The following is a 24201-nucleotide window of genomic DNA, read 5'->3' on the forward strand; positions in this document are numbered from 1 at the left end:
CTCTCCTCATGGTTTCATTGCCAAAGCTGCTTGCAAGATAGCTTCTCCATTACAGAGACCGTAATGGACGGATTGAATGACATCAACAGGTACTCCCTTCTCCTTACATAACTCTTTCATTTTCGGTAATAAATAACGTACTTGCGGTCCAAGTAAAAGCACATCAGCTTCATCTATGTGACTATTTACTTCAGAACCTGAGACTGCCCAAATCTTTACCTCTATCCCTCTTGCCTCTGCTGCTTTCTCCATTTTTGTAACAATCAAACTGGAAGACATTCCCGCTGCACAGCAAAGTAAAATATTCATCCCTTTTCCCTCCCCCTTTTTCCAAACCTAAGTTACGGTGCATCCTTTGCCACCACTAGGTTACAAATATATATGTCTAGATTTCCTACTGTATGCCGAGCTTAAAAACAAAAATTTCTCGGTTTTCACGCTATTCCATCTATCATTATTCTCCTAGTAAAGAGGACCCTAACTCGCTATAATAATTCAGTATGATTTTTTTTAATTGATAGGAGGATATATTTATGAAGGCATATCGCTTTCCACTTATTTTATTATCTTCTATCCTAATTGGTGGTTTCATTGGTTATTTCATGGGTGCCGATGCAGTTGCTTTAAAGCCGCTTGGTGACATTTTCTTAAACTTAATGTTTACGATTGTTGTACCTCTAGTGTTCTTTAGCATCGCGTCATCTATTGCTAATATGGATGGATTAAAACGTTTCGGTAAAATTATGTCTAGTATGGCTGGGACTTTCTTATTTACAAGTATTTTAGCTGCTATTTTTATGATTATTGTCGTGAAAGTATTCCCGCCAGCACAAGGTGTTGTATTAGAACTAACACAACCTGACAAAGCTGACAAAGCTGTTAGTGTTGCAGATCAAATCGTTGGTATTCTAACAGTATCTGACTTCTCGAAGTTACTATCTCGTGAAAATATGTTAGCTCTTATTTTCTTCTCTATTTTAATGGGAGTTGCAACTTCAGCAGTTGGTGAAAAAGGAAAGCCATTCGCTACATTCTTACAAGCTGGTGCAGAAATTTCAATGAAAGTTGTATCTTTCATTATGTACTACGCTCCAATCGGACTTGCTGCTTACTTCGCAGCATTAGTTGGTGAATTCGGACCACAACTTCTTGGAACTTACTTCCGAGCAGCAATGGTATACTACCCAGCGTCTCTAATTTACTTCTTTGTATTCTTCACGTTCTATGCATACCTTGCAGGTCGCAAACAAGGTGTACAAGTATTTTGGAAGAACATGGTCTCTCCTACAGTTACATCACTAGCAACTTGTAGTAGTGCTGCTAGTATTCCTGCGAACTTGGAAGCGACGAAGAAGATGGGTATCTCTTCTGACGTTCGTGAAACAGTTGTGCTACTTGGATCTACACTTCATAAAGACGGCTCTGTTTTAGGCGGCGTCTTAAAAATTGCTTTCTTATTCGGTATTTTCAACATGGAATTCGAAGGACCGAAAACATTAGCAATCGCACTTGTTGTTTCTCTATTAGTAGGAACAGTAATGGGCGCTATTCCAGGTGGCGGTATGATTGGTGAAATGTTAATCGTTTCTCTATACGGATTCCCGCCAGAAGCATTACCAATTATCGCAGCAATTAGTACAATCATTGATCCTCCTGCAACGATGTTAAACGTAACAGCAGATAACGCTTGTGCCGTAATGACAGCTCGCCTTGTAGAAGGTAAGAACTGGATCAAAAACAAATTTGCTTAATAAATAGAAAGAGGATGCTCCAACCGAGCATCCTCTTTTTTATTGTTAATCCATTCTGCCACAAATTTGTTATAATCTTCACAAATATTCCACATCCATTATCCATTCTCCGTACTATAATCATGTATGGAAAAGGAGATGGACATTATGACTCAAAGCGCACCAGAATTCAAAATTTTGCAAAGCATTGCATTCCTTGCTGTCGTTTTGCAAAGTTCCTTATTATATACAATGAATCAAGGAAATGTCTTACTTGAGCAATCCCTCATTATGGGCATGCTATTCAACCTTGCAAAATTTTCAGCACCTGCATTCATATTTATCGTTGGCTTTCACTTAATTCGGCAATATACGAAGCAACTAGCCTACACAGAATATATTTATGAAAAAGCCGCACATTTACTCATTCCTTATTTCTTCTGGTCTATTCTTTACTTATTAACAACAAACGATATGATTACACTACAAAGTGGAATAAAAAGTTTATTACTCGGAACAGCCGCACCTCATCTTTGGTACGTGATTATGATGTTCCAAATTCACTTATTGTTTCCTTTACTATGTACACTATTTTATTGGTTTCAAAAACGAACAGAAAATAAAAAAGACATATATAAATATATGACCATCTTTGCTTGTCTATATTTCCTCTTAATGTGGTATTCTTCTCACTACATTTTTAATGGAGAGAAATTGACTAGTTCAACCATTTTACATTATACAGATCGTTCCTTCTTCTTCTACTCATTCTATTTCGTCATGGGAGGAATCGCTGCTGTAGCGCTAAAAACTTGGCGTATATTTGTCATGAAACATATCCCGCTTATCACAATATTATTTTTTATCTTATTTTTATTCATCAATTATGAGTTATTTAGTTTTTACGGAGTAAACTCTATTCATTTAACCGTTTCAACTTATTTAAAACCGTCTATGTTTTTATATATCGTATGCGAAATTATCATACTTTACGTTCTATCTATTACAATCGTACAGCGACGCGGTTTCTTATATAAAACTTTACGCTTTATCGGGAATTACACGTATGGTGCTTATTTAGCTCACTTTTTCTTCTTGCAACTTTGTACAAAATTTCTTTCTTTATTCACACTGCAAGAAAACACAATATTCTATAGCCTATTATTATTTACAATAACGGCCACAATCTCAATTTCAGCAATGGTCATTTGCAGTACACTACCATTTCATACGTGGATTACAGGACCTTCTCCTACTACAAATGTGAAATGGGTTAAGATTGTACTTCGGAAAAATCACGAAAAGGTATTCAAACCATATCTTTGATATAATAGAATTCCATACAAGAAAAGAAAGTAGGACACACCTATGATTAATCAAATTGGACAAATCATGTTATATGTAAATAATCAAGATGAAGCCGTACAATTTTGGACTGAGACAGTAGGATTCCAAATTATTGCGGAAGAAAATAACGGACAAGGCTTTCGCTGGATTGAAATTGCGCCAACGAAAGAAGGAGGCACAAGCATCGTCCTTCACGATAAAGCGTTAATTGCGAAGATGCAGCCTGAATTAAACTTAAATACGCCCTCACTTATGTTCTTCTCTAATAACTTAGATCAACTGTATAAAGATCTTTCTAAGAAAAACGTTACAGTTGGACAAGTTGTAGATTTACCTACAGGTAGAGCGTTCAACTTTGCTGATAATGAAAATAATTACTTTGCGGTAATGGAGCGAAAATAAAGTGACACCTTAATCAGTGGGGCTGTTCATTTCCCACTGATTATTAACCCGCAAATAGCAGGATTAAAAAATGGTTCTCCTTTCATACATATAAATTGAAAGGAGAACCATTTTATATTTTCTCTATCGTTTTACGCTGCTTTCTTCTATATAAAGCGAATATAAATGCGCCTACAATGATTGCACCTGCTCCTATCATTCGTTTATCTACTCCAACAACTTCCTTAATCTCTTCTTTTTCTTTTTGATCATACGGAACACGGTGCCCTCGAACGAGCAACCTATGCGTGTTCACACCATATGGCGTACATGTAATTAACGTCACACAATCTTGATTTCCAGCAACTGTTAAATCATCCGTTTCTTCTGGCAGCACTACTTTAATTTGATCTACCTTATACGCCAATACTTTATCTAAAGAATGAATATAAAAAACATCCGACTCTTCTAATTTATCCAAATCTGTAAATAGTACAGCAGATGGTAATCCCCTATGTCCAGTCAAAATAGAATGTGTTCCATCTCCACCAACTGGCAAAGAGGAATTCTCTATATGACCTACTCCTCTACTTAAAACTTCCTCAGACGTTCCATGATATATAGGAAGCTTCACATTAATTTTAGGAATTTCTACATAACCCATTACTTCTCCTACATTCAGCATATCTACATAAGAACTAGAATTTCCACTTCCCTCTGAGCTAAATGGATCTGTAACAGTCTGTCTCTCATTTTGTAGTTTCTCATTGTATTCTTTCGCTTCTTTTTCTTTACGTTCAATCTCTTCACTTTGCAGCTCTTTCACCTTTTTGTCATATGTACTTACTTCAGAATAATGCGCTCTTGTCGCTAACCAATTACTCACCGTCGGGTATAAAAAAATACTAAGTCCCACTAAAAAGATGCATCCAAAAATAATATTACGTTTCATAATATACCCCTTTATTATGCATATGTGGTTTTATTTATCCCGCATTAACGAGCAGTAAGACCCTCACATCAAAATTCAGCGAAAGCAAAGAAGTTAGGTGGGGGATGAACTGCCCATAAATGCCCGATTGGTTCAACTAATAATCAGTGGGGGATGAACAACCCAAAACTCTAATTAAAGTTTCACTTTATCGCACTACTGCCCGTAAATAGCGAAAAGAGGAAGATATTCTTTCTTCCTCTTTTCCCCTATACTAATACGCTTATTGAGCTTTTCTTCTTAAGAACATAAACGCTGCACCCATTAATACAAGGCCAACTACCGTGAAGAAGATTGTCCCAATTCCACCTGTTGCAGGAAGAATCCAGCCACTCTTATTATTTTCTACAGTTAAATTTACTGTTTTATTATTTTCGTTAATTGTTACTTTAATAGCTTCTCTCAATTTTTGATAAGATTTCACTTCACCTTTATCGTTCTTATAAGTTGGAGCTTCAATTTCGACGATTTCATACTCACCGTAAGGAATTTCTCCCCAACGAATCATACCATCTTTATCAGATTCACCGACTACATCTACACCATTTACTTTTACAATGTTTCCATCTTTATCTTGCAGTTTAAATTTCGCACCTTGTAATGCTTGTTTCGTTTCACCGTCAATTTTCTTCAATGTGATTCCACCCGATGTTACTACAACTGTTACCGGAGGCGTTGTTGTTTTGTCCTCTGGTTCTGGTGTTACTTTATCGCCAGTTTCATAGTCAATAGTTGCTTTATTCTCGATTTTGTCTCCACCTTTAATGTCTGCATTTACTTTCGCTTTAATTTGCAAATGTAGTTCTTTTTTACCTTCTAAAGCTTTAAAATTCTCTACAATAACTGTTACTAATTGACCTGCAGGAGTCTTTTCACCTAATGTTACTTTTACTACATCAGAAGATACTTTTTCACCATCAATTGTAACAACTGGCGTACCAATAATTGTTAATCTTGGATCAACATTATCTGTTATTACGTATTTCTTATACGTATGAATATCACCTGGTAATGTCGTTTTAATGTCGTATGCAAATTCCTCATTTACGTTAATTGGTAAATTATTTGAATTCCCATTAATTTTCTTATCAATTGTCGGTTTTTTATAGTTTGTAATTTTATCTAGTTTTACAATTTCCCCATAACCTGCTTGACCATCTTTAGGGAATGCACCTGATTTTTCAACTTTGAATTCATATTTTTTAGGATCTAAAACATATCCTTCTAGTGCTTTTGACTCTTTGAAGTAATATTCACCATACAATAAACCGTCAACACGGATTTTACCATCCTTATCTGTCTTTAAACCCTTTAATTCTTTCTCCCCTTTATCTACTACTACTTTATCAGTCCCTTTATGATATAGCGTGAACTCTACATCTTTTAATGTCTTGCCTGTATCGTCTACTTTCGTTAATTCTACTGCTCCACGCTTAATCTCATTTTTCGGATAAATATGAACGTCATAGTTTAACTTTTTACCTTCTTTATCAGTCATCGGAATATCAATTGTATATGGTTCCGTATTTATATTTACGTTGTCTGGACCACTAATTTCTTTCACTAAGTAACGGCCGATTGGAAGGTCCTTAAAGGTTACTGTACCATCATCACCTGTTACGTCGCTAATAGGCGTTGCATTGTTAACTTTCTCAACAGCTTCTTTTACGATTTCTCCATTTCTTTCAATCACTTTAAAATTTGCAATTTTTACAACTTCATACTTTACTCCTTTTATAGGTGTTGCCCCTTCAGGAACTTTTTGGCCAGGTTCACCAGTTCCTTCTTCACCTTTTTGCCCATCTTTTTCATGCGCATATTTGTGAATTGTTAAAGATCCCTTCGTTTTAACCTCGTTCGCTGCAAATGCGCTTGGCAACGTTGAAAACATTAATATAAATGCTAAAACCATACTAAATACCTTTTTCATACTTGTATTGCCCCCTTTATATTTTATAAATTACTGTCCCCTTTTCGTAAATAGAGAAATAGCGTTAACACAATGAGTAATGTGCTAAATAAGTAAATGAGGTTTGTTCCAAGTCCTCCTGTATTCGGAATAACCCATTCACTCTTGTTGTTCTCTACTTTCAACTTTTGCAAAGGTGATGTAAGTTCTACCTGAATTGACTCCTTCAAAACCATGTAACCTGTCGGTGCTTTTATTTCTTTAATTTCATATTTACCGAATATTAGCGGTTCAGAAATTGCTTTCCCATTTTCGTCGGTTATTAAAGTTCCAACTACCTTGCCATCTTTATCAATAATTTGAAATTCTGCATTTTTCAGTTTCACTGTATGATCCTTTGCGTCTACTTTTTCAATTTCAATCTTCCCTGACGGAGGAGGTTCCACCGCTATTTCTACTGATGGTTTTTGGGGAGAAATATTATCTCCTGTTACTGTACCTACGTTCAGTATTTTCTTATCTTCATAACCATCTTTTATCTTCACTTGAAATACGATTGTATGCCATTCTGTGTCTTGAATATCTCCGAGTTTCCCTATTACTTTTCCAGCCTTATAATGACCGCTGTCAGTATCTTCGGCATCTGTTACTACCTTTCCATCTACTCGAATTGTTCCTGGTACATATTCCACACCTTCTGGCAATTGGTCTGCTACTAAAGTATTTTTTATGATGCTATCTTTGACCGTATTACGAACCTTGATCGTATATTCAATCGCATCCTTTACTTCATACTTCTTACCTTGTTGTAAGTTCTTTACTTCTTTCGCTGATTCTACTTTCGGATTCTTATAATCTACTTTCACTAGTTTTTCAGGTTCCTGCGGTGTAATGTTTTCTCCTGTTACCTTAGCTTTATTTACGATTTCTTTCCCTGCTTGGTCTGTCTTCACTTTCACATGGAACACTACTGTATGCCACTCTGTATCTCGAATGTCTCCGAGTTTCCCTATTACTTTTCCAACCTTATAATGACCGCTGTCAGTATCTTCGGCATCTGTTACCGCTTTGCCATCTACTCGAATTGTTCCTGGTACATATTCCATACCTTCTGGTAACGGATCCTCAATAATAGCGTTTTTTATCATGCTACTTGCCATGTTATTACGCATCTTTACTGTATATTCAATCATATCTCCGGCTTCATATACGCTCTTACCTTGCTGTAAATTCTTCGCTTCTTTTACCGTTTCTAACTTCGGATCTTTCGGTTCTATTACAATAGATTTTTCTGGTTCTTGCGGCGCAATATTCTCACCTGTTATTTTTCCTACGTTACGAATAGTCTTATCTAATTGATCTGATTTTACTTTCGCTTGGAAGGTAACTGTATGCCACCCTGTATCTGTAATATCGCCTAAATTCCCAATTACTTTCCCTGTCGTATAATGGCCGCTATCTTGGTCTACGGCATCCGTCACCGCTTTTCCATCTACCTTAATCGTTCCTGGTACATAATCTACTCCACTTGGTAATGGATCTTCTATTACAATCTTTTTCGCAATGCTATTTTCAATTTTGTTACGCATTTTAACTGTGTATTCAATTGTATCTCCGACTTCATACCTACTCTTACCTTGTACATTTTTCACTTCTTTAACTGACTCTATTTCAGGATTTCTTGCAATAACCTCGTTTACAACTTCATTGGAGTTTGTATATTCTTTTGAGCCCTTCAACAAGTTGCCATAATCTATCCTTGCCTTATTCGTAACTTGCTTTCCAATATAACTTGGTAAAGCCCTTACTTTAAATTGAACTGTAATTCCATTTGGATCCTCTTCCGTATTTTGTACGTCTCCTAATTTAACAGTAACCTTCTTATCCTTATAAAAGCCTGCATCATTATCTTCTGCATCTGTTATAGCCTTTTCGGTTCCATTGGCTTTTACTTTTATAGAACCAGGTACATATTCGGTTCCATTTGGAATCATGTCAGTGAACATCGCTTCTCCGGCAACATCTCCACCGTGATTTTTAACGTTCACCGTATACGTCAACTCATCCCCCGCATACACTTTCCCTTCTGGGCTTACAGATTTTGTTGCCGTAACACAAGGTTCTGTTCCAAGGAAAATATCATCTAGGAAATTTCCTACAGATAGAACATTTCCGTATGTTTTTACAGCCTCAAAACCAAATCGAGTTAACGTTTGACCTGCTGGAACTGTATACGTCCCGCTATAGCGGCCCCACGCTTTATTATCATCTTCCATCGTTTGAATAGTAGGTAAGGAACCAATATTCGCACTTGCTGATCCAATACGAACTCGCATCGTGTCTTTTCCATCTCGTCCTCTATGAGCTAATCGCCAATATATCGTTTGTCCCGGAGTCGTTTTCACATCTTGATATAACATACCCGGCTCCCTTGCATTTAGTTCGGCAAATTGCTCTCCTTCTGCTGGAAGTGGTGAAGGTAATGGTATTCTATCTCTCGTTCTCCAAATCTCTATTACTTTATAACTATCTGTTGTTCTCCATCCCTCTACTTTATCTTGATCAATAAAGAAGTCTTTCGTTATTTTTGGCTTTTCAAATCCACCATTTTTAAGTATCACTCTATTTTGCTGAACACATGTATTGTCCACCAAACTTGCTGGTGCAATATCCTTTATCCAAGAAGATGTCCCAATTCGTTCTTCTTTTACCTCCGCAGGAATATCCTTTGCTACATTTTTCCTATAAGGTGGACCCGGATCAAAATCTTTCACAGTTTCTGGATTAGGCAGCTCTTTTACAGAACCTATCTCTATATCTTTCGGCTGTTCTGTTATAGAGTCTATCCCTGTACCTTTCGGTTGTTCTGTTGTAGAATCTGCGCCTGTATCTTTCGGCATAGAATCTGTCTCCGCATGCATCGTCATGTTGCCAATAAAACTGATAGGTATATCCGCGAACACTAATAAAAGCATCAACAGTACTAAAAAGGATTTTTGTCTTCTTAGCTTCTTTTTTCGCCTCCATATGTTCATATACGATATCCCACTCCTCCCCAGATTTCTTGACTTATTACTACGGCATTTGCATTGTACTTTCCATTTCGAACAGGAAAATTAATTTACATCATTAAGAGTGAGGATTGGTAGTTTCCAAAGGAACGGTTCATCATTATACGTATAAGAAATTTACTGAATGATCATCCAGTCAAAAATCCAAACAAACCAACATATAAACTATGTATGTCTCCTCTTCCTACCTTAAAAACATTTGAATACCTTTCCTATCATGTAAAACAATGCCAACATTTAATTTGTACGTTCATTATATTTATTTCAAAAAAACTTTTCCATAATTTTCTAACAATTGGCATACTTAAATTTTAGAATATTCAAACTTCTTAAAGTGCACATATATAGAAAAAACCATCAAAGAATCGCACCATAAAAATGGTATATAAAAATAAAACTAGATGCTTTTTGCTAAAGAAAAAACAAAAAGAAGTTATCCAACAAAATCGGATAACTTCTTTTTATTTTAAGAAACTCGTTCTGTATTCGTTTCTCTATGCTGTATATGACTCGTAATCCAAGCAATTCCGCCGGCAACAACGAGATAGCATAACAATATTAAAATTTGCATTTGTAATTGCGACCAATCTCCTAAAGAGATCACATCTTGTAACCCTCTAAGAGAATGGGACATTGGGAGAAACTGTCCAATTTTGCTAAGAACAGCTATATTTAATTCTCCTGGGAAAGTCCCCCCGCTCGTCGCTAATTGCAAGACGAGAAGCGTTACTGCTAAGAATTTTCCAACAAGACCAAATACCGTTACTAACATAAGAATAAACGTCATGAACGTAAAGGAAATAACAATACTTGATAAAACAAAGAGTGGCACACTTGCAACTTCTAATTTCATAACTCCTAGCACAACCACATCCACAAGTAATGCTTGAATAAGTCCAATTAAATATACTAATCCTAGTTTATTAATAAAATGTACCGTTCCGCTTACCTTCATATTCTGTCTACGGCCAAGCGGTAAAATATTTGAAGCCATAATTCCGCCAACATAAAATGCAAGTGATAAGAAGTATGGTGCAATACCTGAACCATAGTTAGGCACGTCAGAAACTGTTGACTTTACTAATTGAACCGGTTCTGAGAACATCGTATTGCGTGCATCATCATTGCGAACATCCGCTATCTTCTCTGCGCCCTCTCCTAATTTGGTAGAAAGTTCTTTCGCACCATCGTCAAGTTTAACAAGTCCGTTCGTTAACTGATCAGCCCCGTGATTCAACTCTGTTCCGCCACTTGCAAGATGATTTACACCTTCTTGCAGGGATGTAAATCCATTTCCCCACTTCGTAAATCCATCTGCTAAATTCGAAGCACCATCTGCTATCTTTTTCGTTCCTTCAGTAGCTTCATTTAACTTAACTCCGAATGTATTCATGCCTTCTTCAACCTTATATTGACCGTCAGCGAGCTTCTTCGCTCCTTGTGTCAATTGTTGTTGGCTATTATTTAAAGTATTTGTTGCTTTAGCTAATCCATTAGAAGTAGCAATGATCTTTTGAAAAGCAGGATCTTGCTGCGCCTCTGGATGACTTTTCACGTACGCTTCTAATTGTTGTTTTACACTATTTGCTGCATCGTCCGCTTTCACTTGCCCTTCAGCAAGTTTCTCACTTCCGCTCACCCATTCATTTGTACCAGCACTTAATTCATTAACTCCTGATTGTAAAGTTTTTTCACCTTGTGCTAATAACTCCATACCACTATGAAGTGATGTTGCCCCTTGACTCAGCTCATTTGCTCCCCCCGTTAAGGCAGATTGGCTGGATGCAAGCTTGTCACTTCCCTCTTTCAATTTCGATGTCCCGTCACTTAAACGATGAATACCATCTGCAAGCTCATTTGTCCCATTTCTTGCATCTGTCGTTCCTTCATGTAACTTCTTAGCGCCATCACTTGCATCACCCAATCCTTGTGCTAAGTCTTGGAACTTTGAAAAGACACCTTCTGTATAAGATTTCGTAATACTATTTGAGATTTTTGTTTTCATATTTTCCACAGCTGTCGTTCCAATTTGAGCTGCTACAAAGTTTTTACCTGGATTTACTTTGTACTGCAATTGTGCCGGCTCTGGTTTCTCATCCATAAGCGTACTTACCTTTTTAGAGAAATCCTCTGGAATCGTAACAACCATATAATACTTATCTTCTTTTAACCCTTCATCAGCATTTTTTTCTGATACGAAATGAAAAGCTAATTCCTTGTTCTCTTTTAAATTTTTAACAAAATCGTCTCCTGCATGAATTGTTTTTTCATCCATCGCAGCGCCCTTATCTAAATTCACAACTGCAACCGGTAATTTATCTAATCGTCCGTATGGATCCCAATATCCCGCTAAAAAGAATCCTGAATAAATTAAAGGAACGATTAACAAAAAAATTAAAGCGATACGTCCATGTTTATGGTGCCACATCGCTTTCCAATCTTTAAATATAAGTTGAATTCCTTTCATGAAACATACTCCTTCTCCTAATTTAACACCATTAGAATGGTTTAACAGATTTACTATACACGTCACTTTCCATACTGTATAATACATCTTTAATTATCAATTCATTCCTTTTGGTCTATAGAAAGGAGAGTCAAAATGGAACTTCTTCAATTAAAATACTTTCAGACAGTCGCACGATTAGAGCATATGACAAAAGCTGCTGAAGAATTGCATATCGCGCAACCTTCGCTCAGCAAAACAATCGCTAGATTAGAAAAGGACTTAGGCGTCCCTTTATTTGACCGCCAAGGTCGACAGATCACATTAAACTCTTTTGGGAAAGTATTTTTAAAACGAGTAGAGCGTATTTTTCATGAATTAAGTGAAGGCGAACGAGAAATTAAAGACTTAGCCGAATTACAACAAAGTTCTATTACACTGGCAGTTTCTATCCCGAGAATATTACCAGAACTACTCGGTTCTTTTTTACTAGAACATCCTAACGTTCGATTCCAGCAGTTTCTCGCATCTACTCCTTCTATGAAACGCCAACTAGATAATATAGAAATCGACTTTTGCATTTCTTCTGTGCCAATTGAAGGCGAGGAGATTATTTGGGAACCACTTATTACAGAAGAAATTTTCTTAGTTGTCCCTTCAGGTCATCGTTTATCAGGACGTGAAAGTATCTATCTACATGAAGTAAAAGACGAACCGTTTATTAGTATGAACACTGGTTATGGATTTCGGCACTTAACAGATGAATTTTGTAAAGAAGCTGGCTTCACTCCACATATTGCTTTTGAAGTAGATGAACCAACCGTGATTAGCGACCTTATTAAGCAAGGTCTCGGCATCGCGTTTGTCCCAAGTTTAACTTTATTAAAAAACTCTACTTTAGCATTAAATAAGTTACGTATTATTGAACCAAATTGTGAGCGAACTATCGGCTTAAGTTGGTCGAAAAAGCGCTATTTATCGAAAACTGCTCAGCAATTTCGTGAATTTGTGATGGACTACTTCTCTAACATTAGGCCATGAATTTATATCGACGTTTCGACAAGGAATATCGATTTATCAACAAATAACGACACAAATAGAAGGCGCCACCCCAAAAGGGGATAGCACCTTCTATTTCTTACTCTTCTCCAATTCCATTTCCGCTAAAAGCGGCAATACGTTATCGAAAATATGTGTATTATTATTTTCGCCTGTTACGTATCCACCGTAATATCTACTAAATACGTTGTCATTTCGGAATGTAGCCATATGATCATATAATTGCTTTGCAAACTTTGTATCACCTGTTTGTAGCACGTACAAGATTGTTAGTCCGTAAGCGGCTGGCGATTCATAATTCACAGTTTGTTTTCCCGTTTCTAAATTGTAACGACCGTATAGCTTTCCATCCTCCTGGAATTTCTTCTTTATAAATTCCAAATAAGCATCTGATGAAAGGCCACCTAAACTTCGATGATACGCAACGTATGATTGGTCAATAAGATTCACTTCTTTATCGTACGTAAATGTACCATCTTCTTTATACTCTTTTGGGAATGCCCAGCCATGCCTTGGATAATTCGCTAAAAATTGAACGACTTCCTGATATTGCTGAGCAGAAACTTTTCCGTACTTTTTCATATACGAGAATGCGTGTGGATTTATGTATGATGTAGTTACAAAATTATTTTGTTTCCCTGCATCTGCATCATAATAATCAACGTAATAATTATCTTTCTTATTATAACGAATTACAGCGTCACTCAATTGATCTGCCAAGTTTTTATAACGCTCTTCCTTGTACATTTCATAAGCGCGATATAATTGTTCTATAATACGAAGATCATCTATAAGTGCATTTGTAGCTGACTGCATTTCTCCCTTTTCAGAGATTTTCCATATAACAATGTGATCCTTATGTACAAAGCTATTTTGAATAACCTTAACTTGTTCATCGAATAACGCTTGATCGTCTTTATCCAATGTATATTGTAGCCATAGCCCTGCTGATTCCGATAAAGCTTCACGGCCTTTCGCTTCACCCGTACCTGCCTTTGTATCCGCTAAACGATACGTGGCAAGCGTCCCATTTTCATTCGCCATATGTCTTAAAATAAAATGTTCTGTACGGTTTCCTTGTATAGCTGACCAAAATACAATGCCACCTAAAGCGATTAAGAGAATAACTCCAATGCCTATATATAAACGTTTCCGCAATCTTTTCACCTCCCTAATAAGGCTAGCCTTAATTTTACCAGAACATACGTAAAATGAAAAAAGACAATCTATATTAGATTGTCTCCCGTGCCTCTATCCCTCACAAGCCTCTTTAGAAGGTCTATATAGCGATGCCACAAGTCGATCATATTCACGACGCGTAATCTCTTTATTATATAACTTCAATAATAAATCTCTATGCTCTTTTGAAAATGCCATCTTTTTAATGACTTCAGGATACATAAAACATCCTCTCCATTTCACATAAACTTCTTCACCCCGAAAAACAGAACTTATGTTCGCATAAAAGATTATAAAATATTCCTTACTAAAAAACAAACAAAATATCATTAAACATTAACTTCTTTTTCTTTAGAATATTCAAACATTATATTACCATATCCACTTTTTAAATACATATATATTTTTGGTAGTTTTTTTGAATAAATCTTCCAATTCAATCAGAAAATAATGGCAAAAAAGAAGAGGAGTTTACATATGGATACGGTAACATTAGCAAGAGCGTTTTTTGGTTCTTCATTAGCATTCCACATTATCTTTGCAACACTTGGTGTCGGGCTTTCATTAATGATTTTTATAAGTGAAATACTCTATCACTGGAAGAAAGATTCCGATTACGCCATTATGGCGAAAAGATGGACGAAGGCGTTTGCCATCCTTCTCGGTGTAGCAATTCCAACTGGAACAATTGTTGGTGTGCAAATCTCACTTCTTTGGCCTGGTTTTGCCAAAATTGTTGGGCAGGTTATTTCTGTTCCCTTTCAAATTGAGATTTTCGCCTTCTTTTTAGAGGCTTTGTTCATGTCCATTTATGTATATGCAGCTGACAAACTCCCTCCATTCATGAGATTAATCTCGCTATTCTTCGTCATGATTGGTGCCACGGCATCTGCCGTGCTTATTACATCAGCAAATACATGGATGAATACACCCGCAGGCTTTTCAATGGGGCCAGATGGGTCAGTTTTTAACGTTGATCCGTGGAAAGCTTTCTTTAATCCGAGTTTTGGCACAAGTGCATTCCACGTCGTGATTACAGCCTATACAACTGGAGCTGCCGTCATTGCCTCTATCGCTGGATTTAAATTATTAAAGAAGAATTTAAGTAAACGTGAAGTGGCATATCATAAAAAGGGACTACTGTTAGGACTCGTCGTGACATTTATTACAGGTGCTACGATGTGGCTTTCGGGACACGAATCGGCAATCGCCTTACATAAGCATTCCCCTGAAAAACTGGCATCTGCTGAAGCTTTATTTGAAACGACATCACATGCACCGTTATCAATTGGTGGAGTTGTGGATCCTAACACACTTGAACTAAACTATGCACTAGAAATTCCGAACATGCTTAGCCTACTAGTGGGACTAGACCCTAGCACCGTCGTAAAAGGACTAAATGAATTCCCACAAGAAACATGGCCACCATTTTACACACATACACTATTCAATTTAATGGTCGGCACCGCTGCCTTCACCTTTGCAGTTGCAGCAATCGCTCTCTTATATTGGTACTTTGTTTACCGAAAAAAAGGAGCAGAATTACCGAAGTGGCTTCTTTGGGGAGCTGCTGCATGTGGACCAATTATGATGCTCGGTATTGAATTCGGTTGGATTTTCAGCTGTAGTGGTCGTCAGCCATGGACCATTTATGGTATGCAACGTACAGTCGACGCTTCTACACGCGCTGATTTTGTCGGTCCTTTATTTATTCTATTCATCATTTTATATATTGGACTCGGCATTTTAACGGTTTTTGTACTACGGACATTCTTTAAGAAACATCCGCTTGCAAATGATTTACATCACGAAGGAGGCGATTCTCGTGCATGAGGAAAGTATTGCAATCATTATCTTATGGGCTCTTATTTTCGTATACAGCATATTAGGGTCCATCGATTTTGGAGCAGGTTTTTGGGGCATGGTGTACGCAAAACATCCAACGATTGCTGCTAAACTTGCCAATCGATACTTATCACCAACTTGGGAAGTAACAAATACATTTCTCGTCTTTGTCGTTGTCGCTTTTCTCGGTTTTTTTCCGAAAGCCGCTTTCACCCTTGCGACAGTAATGTTCGTACCAGTTATGTTAATTTTAATACTCATTGCAATTCGCAGTACATTCATGGTATTTGCTTACTCTTTGCCAAAATATCAGTACCTTCTTCGGGTTATTTCAGGCATTACTGGGCTCTTAATTCCAGCCTTATTAATTACTGTTTTACCCGTAACAGAGGGGGCTTATATTACAATGTCTGAAGGAAAAGAAGTACTCCTGTATGGAAAACTTCTTTCTAGCCCGGTTATCTACTGTTATATGCTCTTCGGGCTAACTTCGGAGCTATTTCTCTCCTCTCTCTTTCTTGCTGATTTTGCGAGAGAGCAAGGTTCAGAAGATTCGTATAGAATTTATAGAAGAAACGCCATCATCCTTGGTCCTGCAACACTCGTTACGGCGATTATCGCCCTCGTTGTAATGGACCCGGAAACACACTGGCTTATGCAAGGACTAATAAAGCAATTCCCATGGTTTACAGTTTCTATCGTTTTATTCATTATCGGGTACTCTTCTCTTTGGTGGACAAACAAGAAGTATGGCACGCTAGGATACCCTCGCATTGCCGTGTTAGCAGTCGTCGCTCAATATGCATTTGCAAGTTACGCTTACGGCGTCGCGCATTTACCGTATATTATTTATCCTGATGTAACTGTATTTACGAGCTTTACAACGCCAGAAACGTTCTATGCATTGCTTATTCTATACGCAATTGGAATTGCAATTTTACTACCAGGATTTATTTTCTTCTGGAATTTATTCTTGAAGGATCGAACTTTTTTGAAGGAAAAATAATATAGTGGGGAGTCTGTTCCAAACGGCATTTTGGGATGGACTCCTTTTGTCATGTTTTGTCGATAAGTCGATATATTTTCAAAACCGCTGATATATTTTGAGTTGCGCCGATATATTTCAATAATCGCTCATATAAATGTCATTTTCTATCTTACCGCCCCCACAATTTATAGACTCCTCTCACAATAGTTATTTCACTATTCGTGACACTTGTCCTTTAGCTTGAAAAACACATATTCACTTTATTCCATCATACGTCTAGTTCTTCCTATTTTTTGCTGAATATACTACCAATACAGACCTTGAGACAAGCTACATTGGTTTAAGGAAAAGTAGAAAGGTAGGTAAAATATGAGCATTGAAATATGGATTACTATTATTGTATTCTTCTTAACGATGATTGTTATCTTTTGGCGACCTCGTGGTTTAAATGAGGCGTGGCCGGCAGCAATTGGCGCTGGCATTATCCTGATTACTGGACTTGTATCAAAACCAGACGTCATGGACATTATCAGTAAAATCGGCGGTGCCTCGATAACAATATTAGCGACTATCGTTATGGCGGTTATATTAGAAAGCTTCGGCTTCTTTCACTGGTCTGCAGCGAAACTTGCAAACCTAGCAAAAGGATCCGGCCGCCGTTTGTACTGGTATATTCAATTATTATGTTTTCTTATGACTCTTTTATTTAATAACGACGGTAGTATTTTAATTACGACTCCAATTTTAATTCTTCTCCTAAAAAATCTTCAATTAAAACCTCATCAACAAATCCCTTATTTATTAAGCGGCGCTTTAATCGCCACTGCATCTAGTGCACCAATTGGTGTAAGTAATATCGTAAACTTAATCGCATTAAATATCGTTCATATGACTCTTTATATGCACACAGCGATGATGTTTGTACCTGCAACATTAGGACTATTGTTTATGTCATGGCTTATGTACACAGTTTTAAAGAAAAAACTACCAGAAAGATTACCTGTTTCTTCATATGATATCGAAGAAATATTCTTCACGAAAAACTTCCATCCGTTAAAAGGAAAAAATTCTGTTGATACGAAACAAAAACGTACGAAATTCATGCTAAGAGTATTAGGCTTCGTCTTCCTTATGCGCTGTCTTCTATTCGTTGCATCCTTCTTATCCATCCCAATCGAAATTGTTGCTGTACTCGGTTCACTCGTTCTTCTCATCTGGAGATGGTACTACTTACGAACGAATCCTATCGATATTTTGAAAAAGACACCGTGGCACATTTTAATTTTCGCTTTCTCTATGTATGTCATTATTTACGGGCTTCATAACGCAGGATTAACAGCGGTGCTTGTCAATTGGCTTGAACCACTTGTAAGCCAACATCTGCTCTATGCTAGCTTTGCAATGGGCGGGCTCGTCTCCCTCCTCTCTAACGTCTTCAATAACCATCCTGCACTTATGATTGGTACAATCACATTAACAGAAATGGGACTAGACCCAGTCACATTAAAAACTATCTATCTCGCAAACATTATTGGTAGTGACATCGGTTCACTATTATTACCAATCGGTACGCTAGCTTCCCTCATTTGGATGTATATCCTGAAACAAAACAAAATTAAAGTAAAATGGAAAGACTATTTAAGTGTATCCCTTATCGTTATTCCTCTCACAACAGTCGTCACATTATTCCTCTTATACTACTGGGTACACCTCTTCTTCGCCTTATAAACGACAAAAGCCCGCTTTGCTACCGTCTTAGCAAAGCGGGCTTCTTCTATATTTAAGTTAGGTACTACAGTGTGATCAATCAAGTAAAGAGGTGTAACGTGTTATTGGTATAAATGACTACCAGTGTCTTTAAATTCTTTCGCTTTCTCTTTCATCCCTTTTTCAATTGCTTCTGTCGTTTCTAAATCATTTTCTTTCGCATATTCACGAATATCATGTGAAATTCTCATACTACAAAACTTCGGCCCACACATGGAGCAGAAATGAGCTGTTTTCGCACCTTCTGCTGGCAATGTTTCATCGTGATATTCCATCGCACGTTCAGGATCTAAAGATAAATTAAATTGATCGCGCCAACGGAATTCAAAGCGAGCTTTTGAAAGTGCATCATCACGCTGATGAGCCGTTTTGTGCCCTTTCGCAAGATCAGCCGCATGCGCAGCGATTTTGTACGTAATAACTCCCTCACGAACATCATCTTTATTCGGTAAACCTAAATGTTCTTTCGGCGTTACATAACAAAGCATCGCCGTTCCAAACCAGCCAATCATTGCAGCCCCAATTGCGGATGTAATATGGTCATAACCTGGTGCAATATCTGTCGTTAACGGTCCAAGTGTATAGAACGGTGCGCCCTGACAAATATCAAGCTCTTTCTCCATATTCTCTTTAATTAAATGCATCGGTACATGCCCAGGTCCTTCAATCATCACTTGCACATCATGTTTCCAAGCAATCTTCGTTAATTCCCCAAGTGTTTCAAGCTCAGAAAACTGTGCTTCGTCATTTGCATCTGCAATCGAACCTGGACGTAATCCATCTCCAAGAGAGAACGAAACGTCGTACTGCTTCATAATTTCACATATCTCTTCAAAATGAGTGTATAAGAAGTTTTCTTTATGATGGAATAAACACCACTGTGCCATAATTGAACCACCACGTGAAACGATACCTGTCGTACGCTTTGCAGTAATCGGAATGTAACGAAGTAATACGCCCGCGTGAATCGTAAAGTAATCAACACCTTGCTCCGCTTGTTCAATTAACGTATCACGATACACTTCCCACGTTAAATCTTCTGCAATTCCGTTTACTTTTTCCAGCGCTTGATAGATCGGTACAGTCCCAACTGGTACAGGCGCGTTACGAATAATCCACTCACGCGTCGTATGAATATTTTTACCTGTAGATAAATCCATAATCGTATCCGCACCCCAGCGCGTTGCCCACGTCATCTTCTCTACTTCTTCTGCAATAGAAGAAGATACAGCAGAGTTTCCGATATTTGCATTGACCTTCACGTGGAAGTTACGCCCGATAATCATCGGCTCTGCTTCCGGATGGTTAATATTTGCTGGTAAAATGGCACGGCCTTCCGCGATTTCCTTACGAACAAACTCAGGCTCTACTCCTTCACGAATCGCAACATATTCCATCTCAGACGTAATGATGCCATTGCGCGCATAATGCATTTGTGTAACGTTTGCCCCTTGCTTCGCTCTAAGCGGCTGGCGATCCATTTGCGGAAAAACAGGTGTATGTTTCGAAGCCACTTTCACACCGTCATCCTCTGGTTTCACTTCGCGCCCTTCGTATGCTTCTACATCTCCGCGCTCCAGGATCCAAGAGTGGCGCGGCGCCTGCAACCCCTTTTCCAGCTCCACTTTATGCGCAGGATCTGTATAAGGACCGCTCGTATCGTATACACGAATTGGCGGATTCGGAATGCCGTTCGTTTCACTTTGTTCAATCTCGCGCATCGGCACTTTCATACCCGCGCGCGGTCCATCCACATACACTTTCTTACTTCCTGGTAAACTCGATTTCAATTCAATTTGCTCAGCTGAAACAGACTGTTTCATAACCTTTGTTGCCCCCCTGTACGTGACAAGGACGAGATATGGCCAGCGCATGCCAAAATAAAAAGAGCCAGGTCCATAAAAAAATAAGGACCTGGCTCATAAAAGACATCATTATGTAAAGCCGTTAACTTCCCTACGCTGGTACGAGCCAGATCAGGTCCAAAGGGTTAAGAAGATCAAGCGCTTCTCTCTCAGCCTACGCATACGTTAGGCACCCCTAGTTTATCACTGATTTAATTTTCAATACTTTCCCATCATACACGATAATCTGAAAAATGCAAAGTTTATTTCTTTTGTTGCTTATGGAATCATCCACGTTAAATAATATGCCTGCACATACGTCATAATACCAACAATAATGACGAAGAATAAACTATGCTTCACTGTAAAGCGGAATAAATCTGATTCTTTTCCAGCCAGTCCAACTGCCGCACAAGCAATCGCAATCGATTGCGGAGAAATCATTTTTCCTGTTACACCGCCCGTTGTATTTGCTGCAACGAGAAGTACTTCAGATACACCGACTTGCTGCGCTGTAATCGCTTGTAAATTCGAGAACAGTGCATTCGCTGACGTATCAGATCCTGTTAAGAATACCCCAATCCAGCCTAGAAATGGTGAGAAGAACGGGAATAGCCCGCCAGTTCCTGCAAGTGCTAACGCTAATGTAGAAGATAAACCAGAATAATTTGCGATAAACGCGAATCCTAATACGAATCCAATAGATAGAATTGGCATCTTCAGTTCGTTTAATGTTTCTTTAAATGTTACTACTGCATCTTTTGCACTCATTTTCAAAATAAAGATAGAAATGATACAAGCAATTAAAATTGCTGTTCCCGTCGCTGATAAAATATCTAATTTCAGGATTGCTTCATAAGGCGTCGGTTTATTTACAATTGGCTCTGCTTTCATTACTAGATTGTGTAAGCCTGGAACTTCAAACTTAAACACAAGGCTTTCCAATGCACCACCTGGAGCAAATAACGCTTTAAAGAAACTTTGGCTCCAAATGACTACCATTACAGTTAAAATAATGAATGGAGACCACGCTTTTACGACCTTTCCTACCGTTAGTTTCGGCATAGATGTTGCCGTCGTTGCCGCAGCTACTTCACTATTTGCTTCTTTAGACTGATAGATTTCTTTCGGCTGCCAAACTTTTAAGAATAGCGATAAACTCACTAAACTTACAAGTGCTGACGTAATATCCGGAAGTTCTGGTCCTAAGAACGTCGCTGTAATGAACTGCGTAATTGCAAATGAGCTACCCGCTACAAATAGAGCTGGCCATGTTTGTCTTACTCCTTTAAATCCATCCATTAAAAATACGATAAAGAACGGAACAAATAATGATAGAAACGGTAATTGATGTCCAGCCATTTGTCCAATTTTATGTGGATCAATACCAGTTACTTGTCCAGCAACTGTAATCGGAATTCCCATCGCTCCGAACGCTACCGGTGCCGTATTTGCGATTAAACAAAGACCCGCTGCATATAAAGGATTTAACCCAAGACCCGCAAGAAGTGCTGCCGTAATCGCTACTGGTGCACCAAATCCTGCTGCCCCTTCCAAAAATGCTCCAAATGAAAAACCGATTAAAATAACGAGTAAACGATGGTCATTTGTAATGGATAATACAGATGCACGAATGACATCGAATTGACCTGTTTTTACAGATATTTTATATAAAAATACCGACATAATGATAATCCAAGCAATCGGCCATAGTCCGTATAAGAAACCATATCCGGTCGCTGCCATCGCCATCGTGAACGGCATCTTATAAGCGAATAATGCCACTAAAATTGTAAGTACAACTGTAATAAATCCTGCCACATACCCCTTCATGCGGAAAACTGCTAAAGCTAAGAAAAAAAAGATAATCGGAATAAGTGCGACCGCTGCCGAAATCCAAATGTTTCCGAACGGATCATAAACTTGTGTCCATGTGTTCATTGTTCTCTCCCCCTAAAGAATCCCCTTTTAAATAGAATAACCTCATCAATAGACTATCAGGTCATCATACCTTTAAGCCTAAAAATAAAAAACGTTTAAGAAAACGTTTTCAATAACTTTCATTTATACTGTACCATAACAATTTCTATTACAAAAGATTTTTTTGAAAATTATATTATTTAATATAAAAATCTTACAAAATCGTCACGTTGCTGTAATGTTCATCGATAGTAAGCTTGCCAAAACTATTGCATAATAATAGTATAGCAATGGACATTATTTATGAGGTGATATATATGAACGGAAACAAAATATTAGCAGCTTTATCTTACTTTAGCGTACTCTTTGCCCCTATCTTATTCCCTATTATCGTTTGGCTTGTAGGGGATGCTGAAACAAAACCACATGCAAAACGTGCTCTGTGGACACACATTATCCCAAGTATCGCTACATTCATTGGCTTGGTTATTCTAGGAGTTATGGGTCTTGGATCTGATCAGCCTGATGTAACACTTGGAATTGGAACAATGATTGTCTTATGTATTTGCGGAATCATCAGCTTATACTACTTCATTTGGAACATTGTGAAGGGCATTAAAGTATTGAAAGCTTAATTTCCTTTTTAAACAAACGTTTGATTAAAAAGAAAAACCGTCCCAAAAATATCTTTTGGGACGGTTTTTTTATCTTCTGCGTTTCTTCTTTTTTCTCATCATCTTCTTGCGGCGCGTATTCACTTTATCCGCTATAATGTGAAGCGTACTCGCCACAACAATTCCCATTACGAACGTTGTAATTTCAACCTCATGTTCCTTCGCAATTCCTATTAAATTCCCGTCAAGCGCGATTACATTTAATAGGAATAAAAACGGGGAAAACACAATTAACATGTATGCAATACGAATCACATCACCAAGTATAATTGTATGTGTAAAGAAGGAGCGATGCGGCATTACCTTCTTATACGGATACCAAAATATACGTAAGAATCCCCATTTATTATACGCATTACTATACGTATCTAAATCCGGCGTTAAAAATGTAGTACCTACTAAAAAGCCAATTGCAAAAGTTAATAAAAAATCAAAGTTTGTTAATCCATACGAAAAGAGCATAAACAAAACAACCGGAAGGGATATTAAGTTTATTTTCGTATGTGTTCTTCCTGATGGCATAATGCACTTCCTCGCTTACGTTCGCCCTGTCACCATATGACAGTTCTCACCTATTGATCTAATTTCTGATCGATAAAGGATGTGTCTATATCCGAACCAAACCATTCTGCCAACTTCACTCGTGCCTTATCTTTCACATCTTCATTGACGTATATCGACGCTTGTAATAGCGCAGCCATTAACGCCCCTAAATCATCCGTATAACCAATTCCAGCAACGAAATCCGGAATCGCATCAATCGGTGCAATAAAATAAGCAAGTGCTCCAATTACAATAATTTTCACTCGTTTTGGAACATCCGGTTTCTGCAAAACGTAAAACAATAATAAACTTGCATAAATGACCGATTGCCCTGCTTGTTTTGCAACATGTTTTCCTTTCTTCCAAAACGCTTCAACTGAAAATTTTTGTTCCATATGAAAGCCTCCCTATTTTTAAAAAGAAATAAGCTACAACATGTTATTAGTAAAAGTTCATCAAAATTACACATAATCTATCAATGAACTTTTATTGTAACAAACAAACCAA

General features: G+C 37.7%; 19 protein-coding genes and 1 riboswitch. Of the genes, 8 read left to right on the forward strand and 11 right to left on the reverse strand.

All coding sequences use genetic code 11. The features are described 5' to 3' along the window. Nucleotides 1–6: 6 nt before the first annotated feature. Nucleotides 7–309: a PTS sugar transporter subunit IIB gene (locus KVT31_RS14135; protein ID WP_088098419.1), complete on the reverse strand. Its 303-nt coding sequence runs from the start codon at nucleotides 307–309 to the stop codon at nucleotides 7–9. 224 nt (nucleotides 310–533) lie between these two features. Between KVT31_RS14135 and KVT31_RS14140 the strand changes: the two genes are divergently transcribed. From KVT31_RS14140 to KVT31_RS14150, 3 genes are all read left to right on the forward strand, one after another. Beyond that, a complete protein-coding gene (locus KVT31_RS14140; RefSeq protein WP_029441009.1) occupies nucleotides 534–1751 on the forward strand; it encodes a dicarboxylate/amino acid:cation symporter in 1218 nt (405 codons plus the stop codon). Nucleotides 1752–1898: 147 nt separating this feature from the next. Then, nucleotides 1899–3056, forward strand: coding sequence for an acyltransferase family protein (locus tag KVT31_RS14145; protein ID WP_088098420.1), 1158 nt, complete (start codon nucleotides 1899–1901; stop codon nucleotides 3054–3056). 42 nt (nucleotides 3057–3098) lie between these two features. Then, nucleotides 3099–3479 carry a VOC family protein gene (locus KVT31_RS14150; RefSeq protein ID WP_088098421.1) on the forward strand — a complete coding sequence of 127 codons (381 nt, stop codon included), beginning with the start codon at nucleotides 3099–3101 and terminating at the stop codon, nucleotides 3477–3479. Nucleotides 3480–3591: 112 nt separating this feature from the next. On the opposite strand, the gene KVT31_RS14155 is transcribed toward KVT31_RS14150, so the two are convergent. The 4 genes from KVT31_RS14155 to KVT31_RS14170 form a co-directional block, all read right to left on the reverse strand. Further along, entirely contained in the window at nucleotides 3592–4410 is an 819-nt protein-coding gene (locus tag KVT31_RS14155) for a class C sortase (protein ID WP_088098422.1), read from the reverse strand. Between the two features lie 262 nt (nucleotides 4411–4672). Beyond that, nucleotides 4673–6379, reverse strand: a complete 1707-nt coding sequence (locus tag KVT31_RS14160) for a SpaH/EbpB family LPXTG-anchored major pilin (RefSeq protein WP_088098423.1) — start codon at nucleotides 6377–6379, stop codon at nucleotides 4673–4675. 23 nt (nucleotides 6380–6402) lie between these two features. Further along, the gene (locus tag KVT31_RS14165; protein WP_088098424.1) at nucleotides 6403–9393 is read right to left on the reverse strand and encodes an isopeptide-forming domain-containing fimbrial protein; all 2991 of its coding nucleotides are present in this window, start codon (nucleotides 9391–9393) and stop codon (nucleotides 6403–6405) included. A gap of 502 nt (nucleotides 9394–9895) precedes the next feature. Next, nucleotides 9896–11896: a YhgE/Pip family protein gene (locus KVT31_RS14170; RefSeq protein WP_088098425.1), complete on the reverse strand. Its 2001-nt coding sequence runs from the start codon at nucleotides 11894–11896 to the stop codon at nucleotides 9896–9898. A gap of 135 nt (nucleotides 11897–12031) precedes the next feature. Between KVT31_RS14170 and KVT31_RS14175 the strand changes: the two genes are divergently transcribed. Then, the gene (locus KVT31_RS14175) at nucleotides 12032–12916 is read left to right on the forward strand and encodes a LysR family transcriptional regulator (RefSeq protein ID WP_088098426.1); all 885 of its coding nucleotides are present in this window, start codon (nucleotides 12032–12034) and stop codon (nucleotides 12914–12916) included. Nucleotides 12917–13006: 90 nt separating this feature from the next. Here the strand turns inward: KVT31_RS14175 and KVT31_RS14180 are convergent, their stop codons facing one another. Both KVT31_RS14180 and KVT31_RS14185 read right to left on the reverse strand, forming a co-directional pair. After that, nucleotides 13007–14092: a transcriptional regulator gene (locus KVT31_RS14180; RefSeq protein ID WP_140392603.1), complete on the reverse strand. Its 1086-nt coding sequence runs from the start codon at nucleotides 14090–14092 to the stop codon at nucleotides 13007–13009. A 93-nt stretch (nucleotides 14093–14185) separates the two neighbouring features. Then, a complete protein-coding gene (locus tag KVT31_RS14185; RefSeq protein WP_000283173.1) occupies nucleotides 14186–14335 on the reverse strand; it encodes a hypothetical protein in 150 nt (49 codons plus the stop codon). 255 nt (nucleotides 14336–14590) lie between these two features. On the opposite strand from KVT31_RS14185, the gene cydA reads away from it, so the two are divergent. From cydA to KVT31_RS14200, 3 genes are all read left to right on the forward strand, one after another. Beyond that, nucleotides 14591–15946, forward strand: a complete 1356-nt coding sequence (cydA, locus tag KVT31_RS14190) for a cytochrome ubiquinol oxidase subunit I (protein ID WP_088098428.1) — start codon at nucleotides 14591–14593, stop codon at nucleotides 15944–15946. Next, complete coding sequence (locus KVT31_RS14195; protein ID WP_088098429.1) at nucleotides 15939–16964, forward strand: cytochrome d ubiquinol oxidase subunit II; 1026 nt, start codon at nucleotides 15939–15941, stop codon at nucleotides 16962–16964. The genes cydA and KVT31_RS14195 overlap by 8 nt, the downstream gene beginning before the upstream one ends. Nucleotides 16965–17315: 351 nt before the next feature. Beyond that, nucleotides 17316–18674 carry an arsenic transporter gene (locus tag KVT31_RS14200; RefSeq protein WP_088098430.1) on the forward strand — a complete coding sequence of 453 codons (1359 nt, stop codon included), beginning with the start codon at nucleotides 17316–17318 and terminating at the stop codon, nucleotides 18672–18674. Nucleotides 18675–18775: 101 nt separating this feature from the next. Here KVT31_RS14200 and thiC read toward each other — a convergent pair whose 3' ends face one another. Next, a complete protein-coding gene (gene thiC / locus KVT31_RS14205) occupies nucleotides 18776–20536 on the reverse strand; it encodes a phosphomethylpyrimidine synthase ThiC (protein WP_088098431.1) in 1761 nt (586 codons plus the stop codon). Between the two features lie 113 nt (nucleotides 20537–20649). Beyond that, a riboswitch (TPP riboswitch) is annotated at nucleotides 20650–20765 on the reverse strand. 71 nt (nucleotides 20766–20836) lie between these two features. After that, nucleotides 20837–22498, reverse strand: a complete 1662-nt coding sequence (gene lldP, locus KVT31_RS14210) for an L-lactate permease (RefSeq protein WP_001099312.1) — start codon at nucleotides 22496–22498, stop codon at nucleotides 20837–20839. A gap of 296 nt (nucleotides 22499–22794) precedes the next feature. Between lldP and KVT31_RS14215 the strand changes: the two genes are divergently transcribed. After that, nucleotides 22795–23112, forward strand: a complete 318-nt coding sequence (locus KVT31_RS14215) for a magnetosome magnetite crystal formation protein family (protein WP_088098432.1) — start codon at nucleotides 22795–22797, stop codon at nucleotides 23110–23112. A 69-nt stretch (nucleotides 23113–23181) separates the two neighbouring features. Here KVT31_RS14215 and KVT31_RS14220 read toward each other — a convergent pair whose 3' ends face one another. Together KVT31_RS14220 and KVT31_RS14225 are read right to left on the reverse strand one after the other, a co-directional pair. Beyond that, the gene (locus KVT31_RS14220) at nucleotides 23182–23673 is read right to left on the reverse strand and encodes a metal-binding protein (RefSeq protein WP_088098433.1); all 492 of its coding nucleotides are present in this window, start codon (nucleotides 23671–23673) and stop codon (nucleotides 23182–23184) included. 50 nt (nucleotides 23674–23723) lie between these two features. Next, nucleotides 23724–24089, reverse strand: coding sequence for a YkvA family protein (locus KVT31_RS14225; RefSeq protein WP_088098434.1), 366 nt, complete (start codon nucleotides 24087–24089; stop codon nucleotides 23724–23726). Nucleotides 24090–24201 lie beyond the last annotated feature (112 nt).

The organism is Bacillus sp. GbtcB14, assembly GCF_019091205.1.
GTDB classification, from domain to species: Bacteria; Bacillota; Bacilli; order Bacillales; family Bacillaceae_G; genus Bacillus_A; species Bacillus_A cereus_AG.

Bases quoted from the DNA above. Each gene is read 5' to 3' on its own strand.
- KVT31_RS14135 (WP_088098419.1), bottom strand. From the start codon at position 309: ATGAATATTTTACTTTGCTGTGCAGCGGGAATGTCTTCCAGTTTGATT.
- KVT31_RS14140 (WP_029441009.1), top strand. From the start codon at position 534: ATGAAGGCATATCGCTTTCCACTTATTTTATTATCTTCTATCCTAATT.
- KVT31_RS14145 (WP_088098420.1), top strand. From the start codon at position 1,899: ATGACTCAAAGCGCACCAGAATTCAAAATTTTGCAAAGCATTGCATTC.
- KVT31_RS14150 (WP_088098421.1), top strand. From the start codon at position 3,099: ATGATTAATCAAATTGGACAAATCATGTTATATGTAAATAATCAAGAT.
- KVT31_RS14155 (WP_088098422.1), bottom strand. From the start codon at position 4,410: ATGAAACGTAATATTATTTTTGGATGCATCTTTTTAGTGGGACTTAGT.
- KVT31_RS14160 (WP_088098423.1), bottom strand. From the start codon at position 6,379: ATGAAAAAGGTATTTAGTATGGTTTTAGCATTTATATTAATGTTTTCA.
- KVT31_RS14165 (WP_088098424.1), bottom strand. From the start codon at position 9,393: ATGAACATATGGAGGCGAAAAAAGAAGCTAAGAAGACAAAAATCCTTT.
- KVT31_RS14170 (WP_088098425.1), bottom strand. From the start codon at position 11,896: ATGAAAGGAATTCAACTTATATTTAAAGATTGGAAAGCGATGTGGCAC.
- KVT31_RS14175 (WP_088098426.1), top strand. From the start codon at position 12,032: ATGGAACTTCTTCAATTAAAATACTTTCAGACAGTCGCACGATTAGAG.
- KVT31_RS14185 (WP_000283173.1), bottom strand. From the start codon at position 14,335: ATGTATCCTGAAGTCATTAAAAAGATGGCATTTTCAAAAGAGCATAGA.
- cydA (WP_088098428.1), top strand. From the start codon at position 14,591: ATGGATACGGTAACATTAGCAAGAGCGTTTTTTGGTTCTTCATTAGCA.
- KVT31_RS14200 (WP_088098430.1), top strand. From the start codon at position 17,316: ATGAGCATTGAAATATGGATTACTATTATTGTATTCTTCTTAACGATG.
- thiC (WP_088098431.1), bottom strand. From the start codon at position 20,536: ATGAAACAGTCTGTTTCAGCTGAGCAAATTGAATTGAAATCGAGTTTA.
- lldP (WP_001099312.1), bottom strand. From the start codon at position 22,498: ATGAACACATGGACACAAGTTTATGATCCGTTCGGAAACATTTGGATT.
- KVT31_RS14215 (WP_088098432.1), top strand. From the start codon at position 22,795: ATGAACGGAAACAAAATATTAGCAGCTTTATCTTACTTTAGCGTACTC.
- KVT31_RS14220 (WP_088098433.1), bottom strand. From the start codon at position 23,673: ATGCCATCAGGAAGAACACATACGAAAATAAACTTAATATCCCTTCCG.
- KVT31_RS14225 (WP_088098434.1), bottom strand. From the start codon at position 24,089: ATGGAACAAAAATTTTCAGTTGAAGCGTTTTGGAAGAAAGGAAAACAT.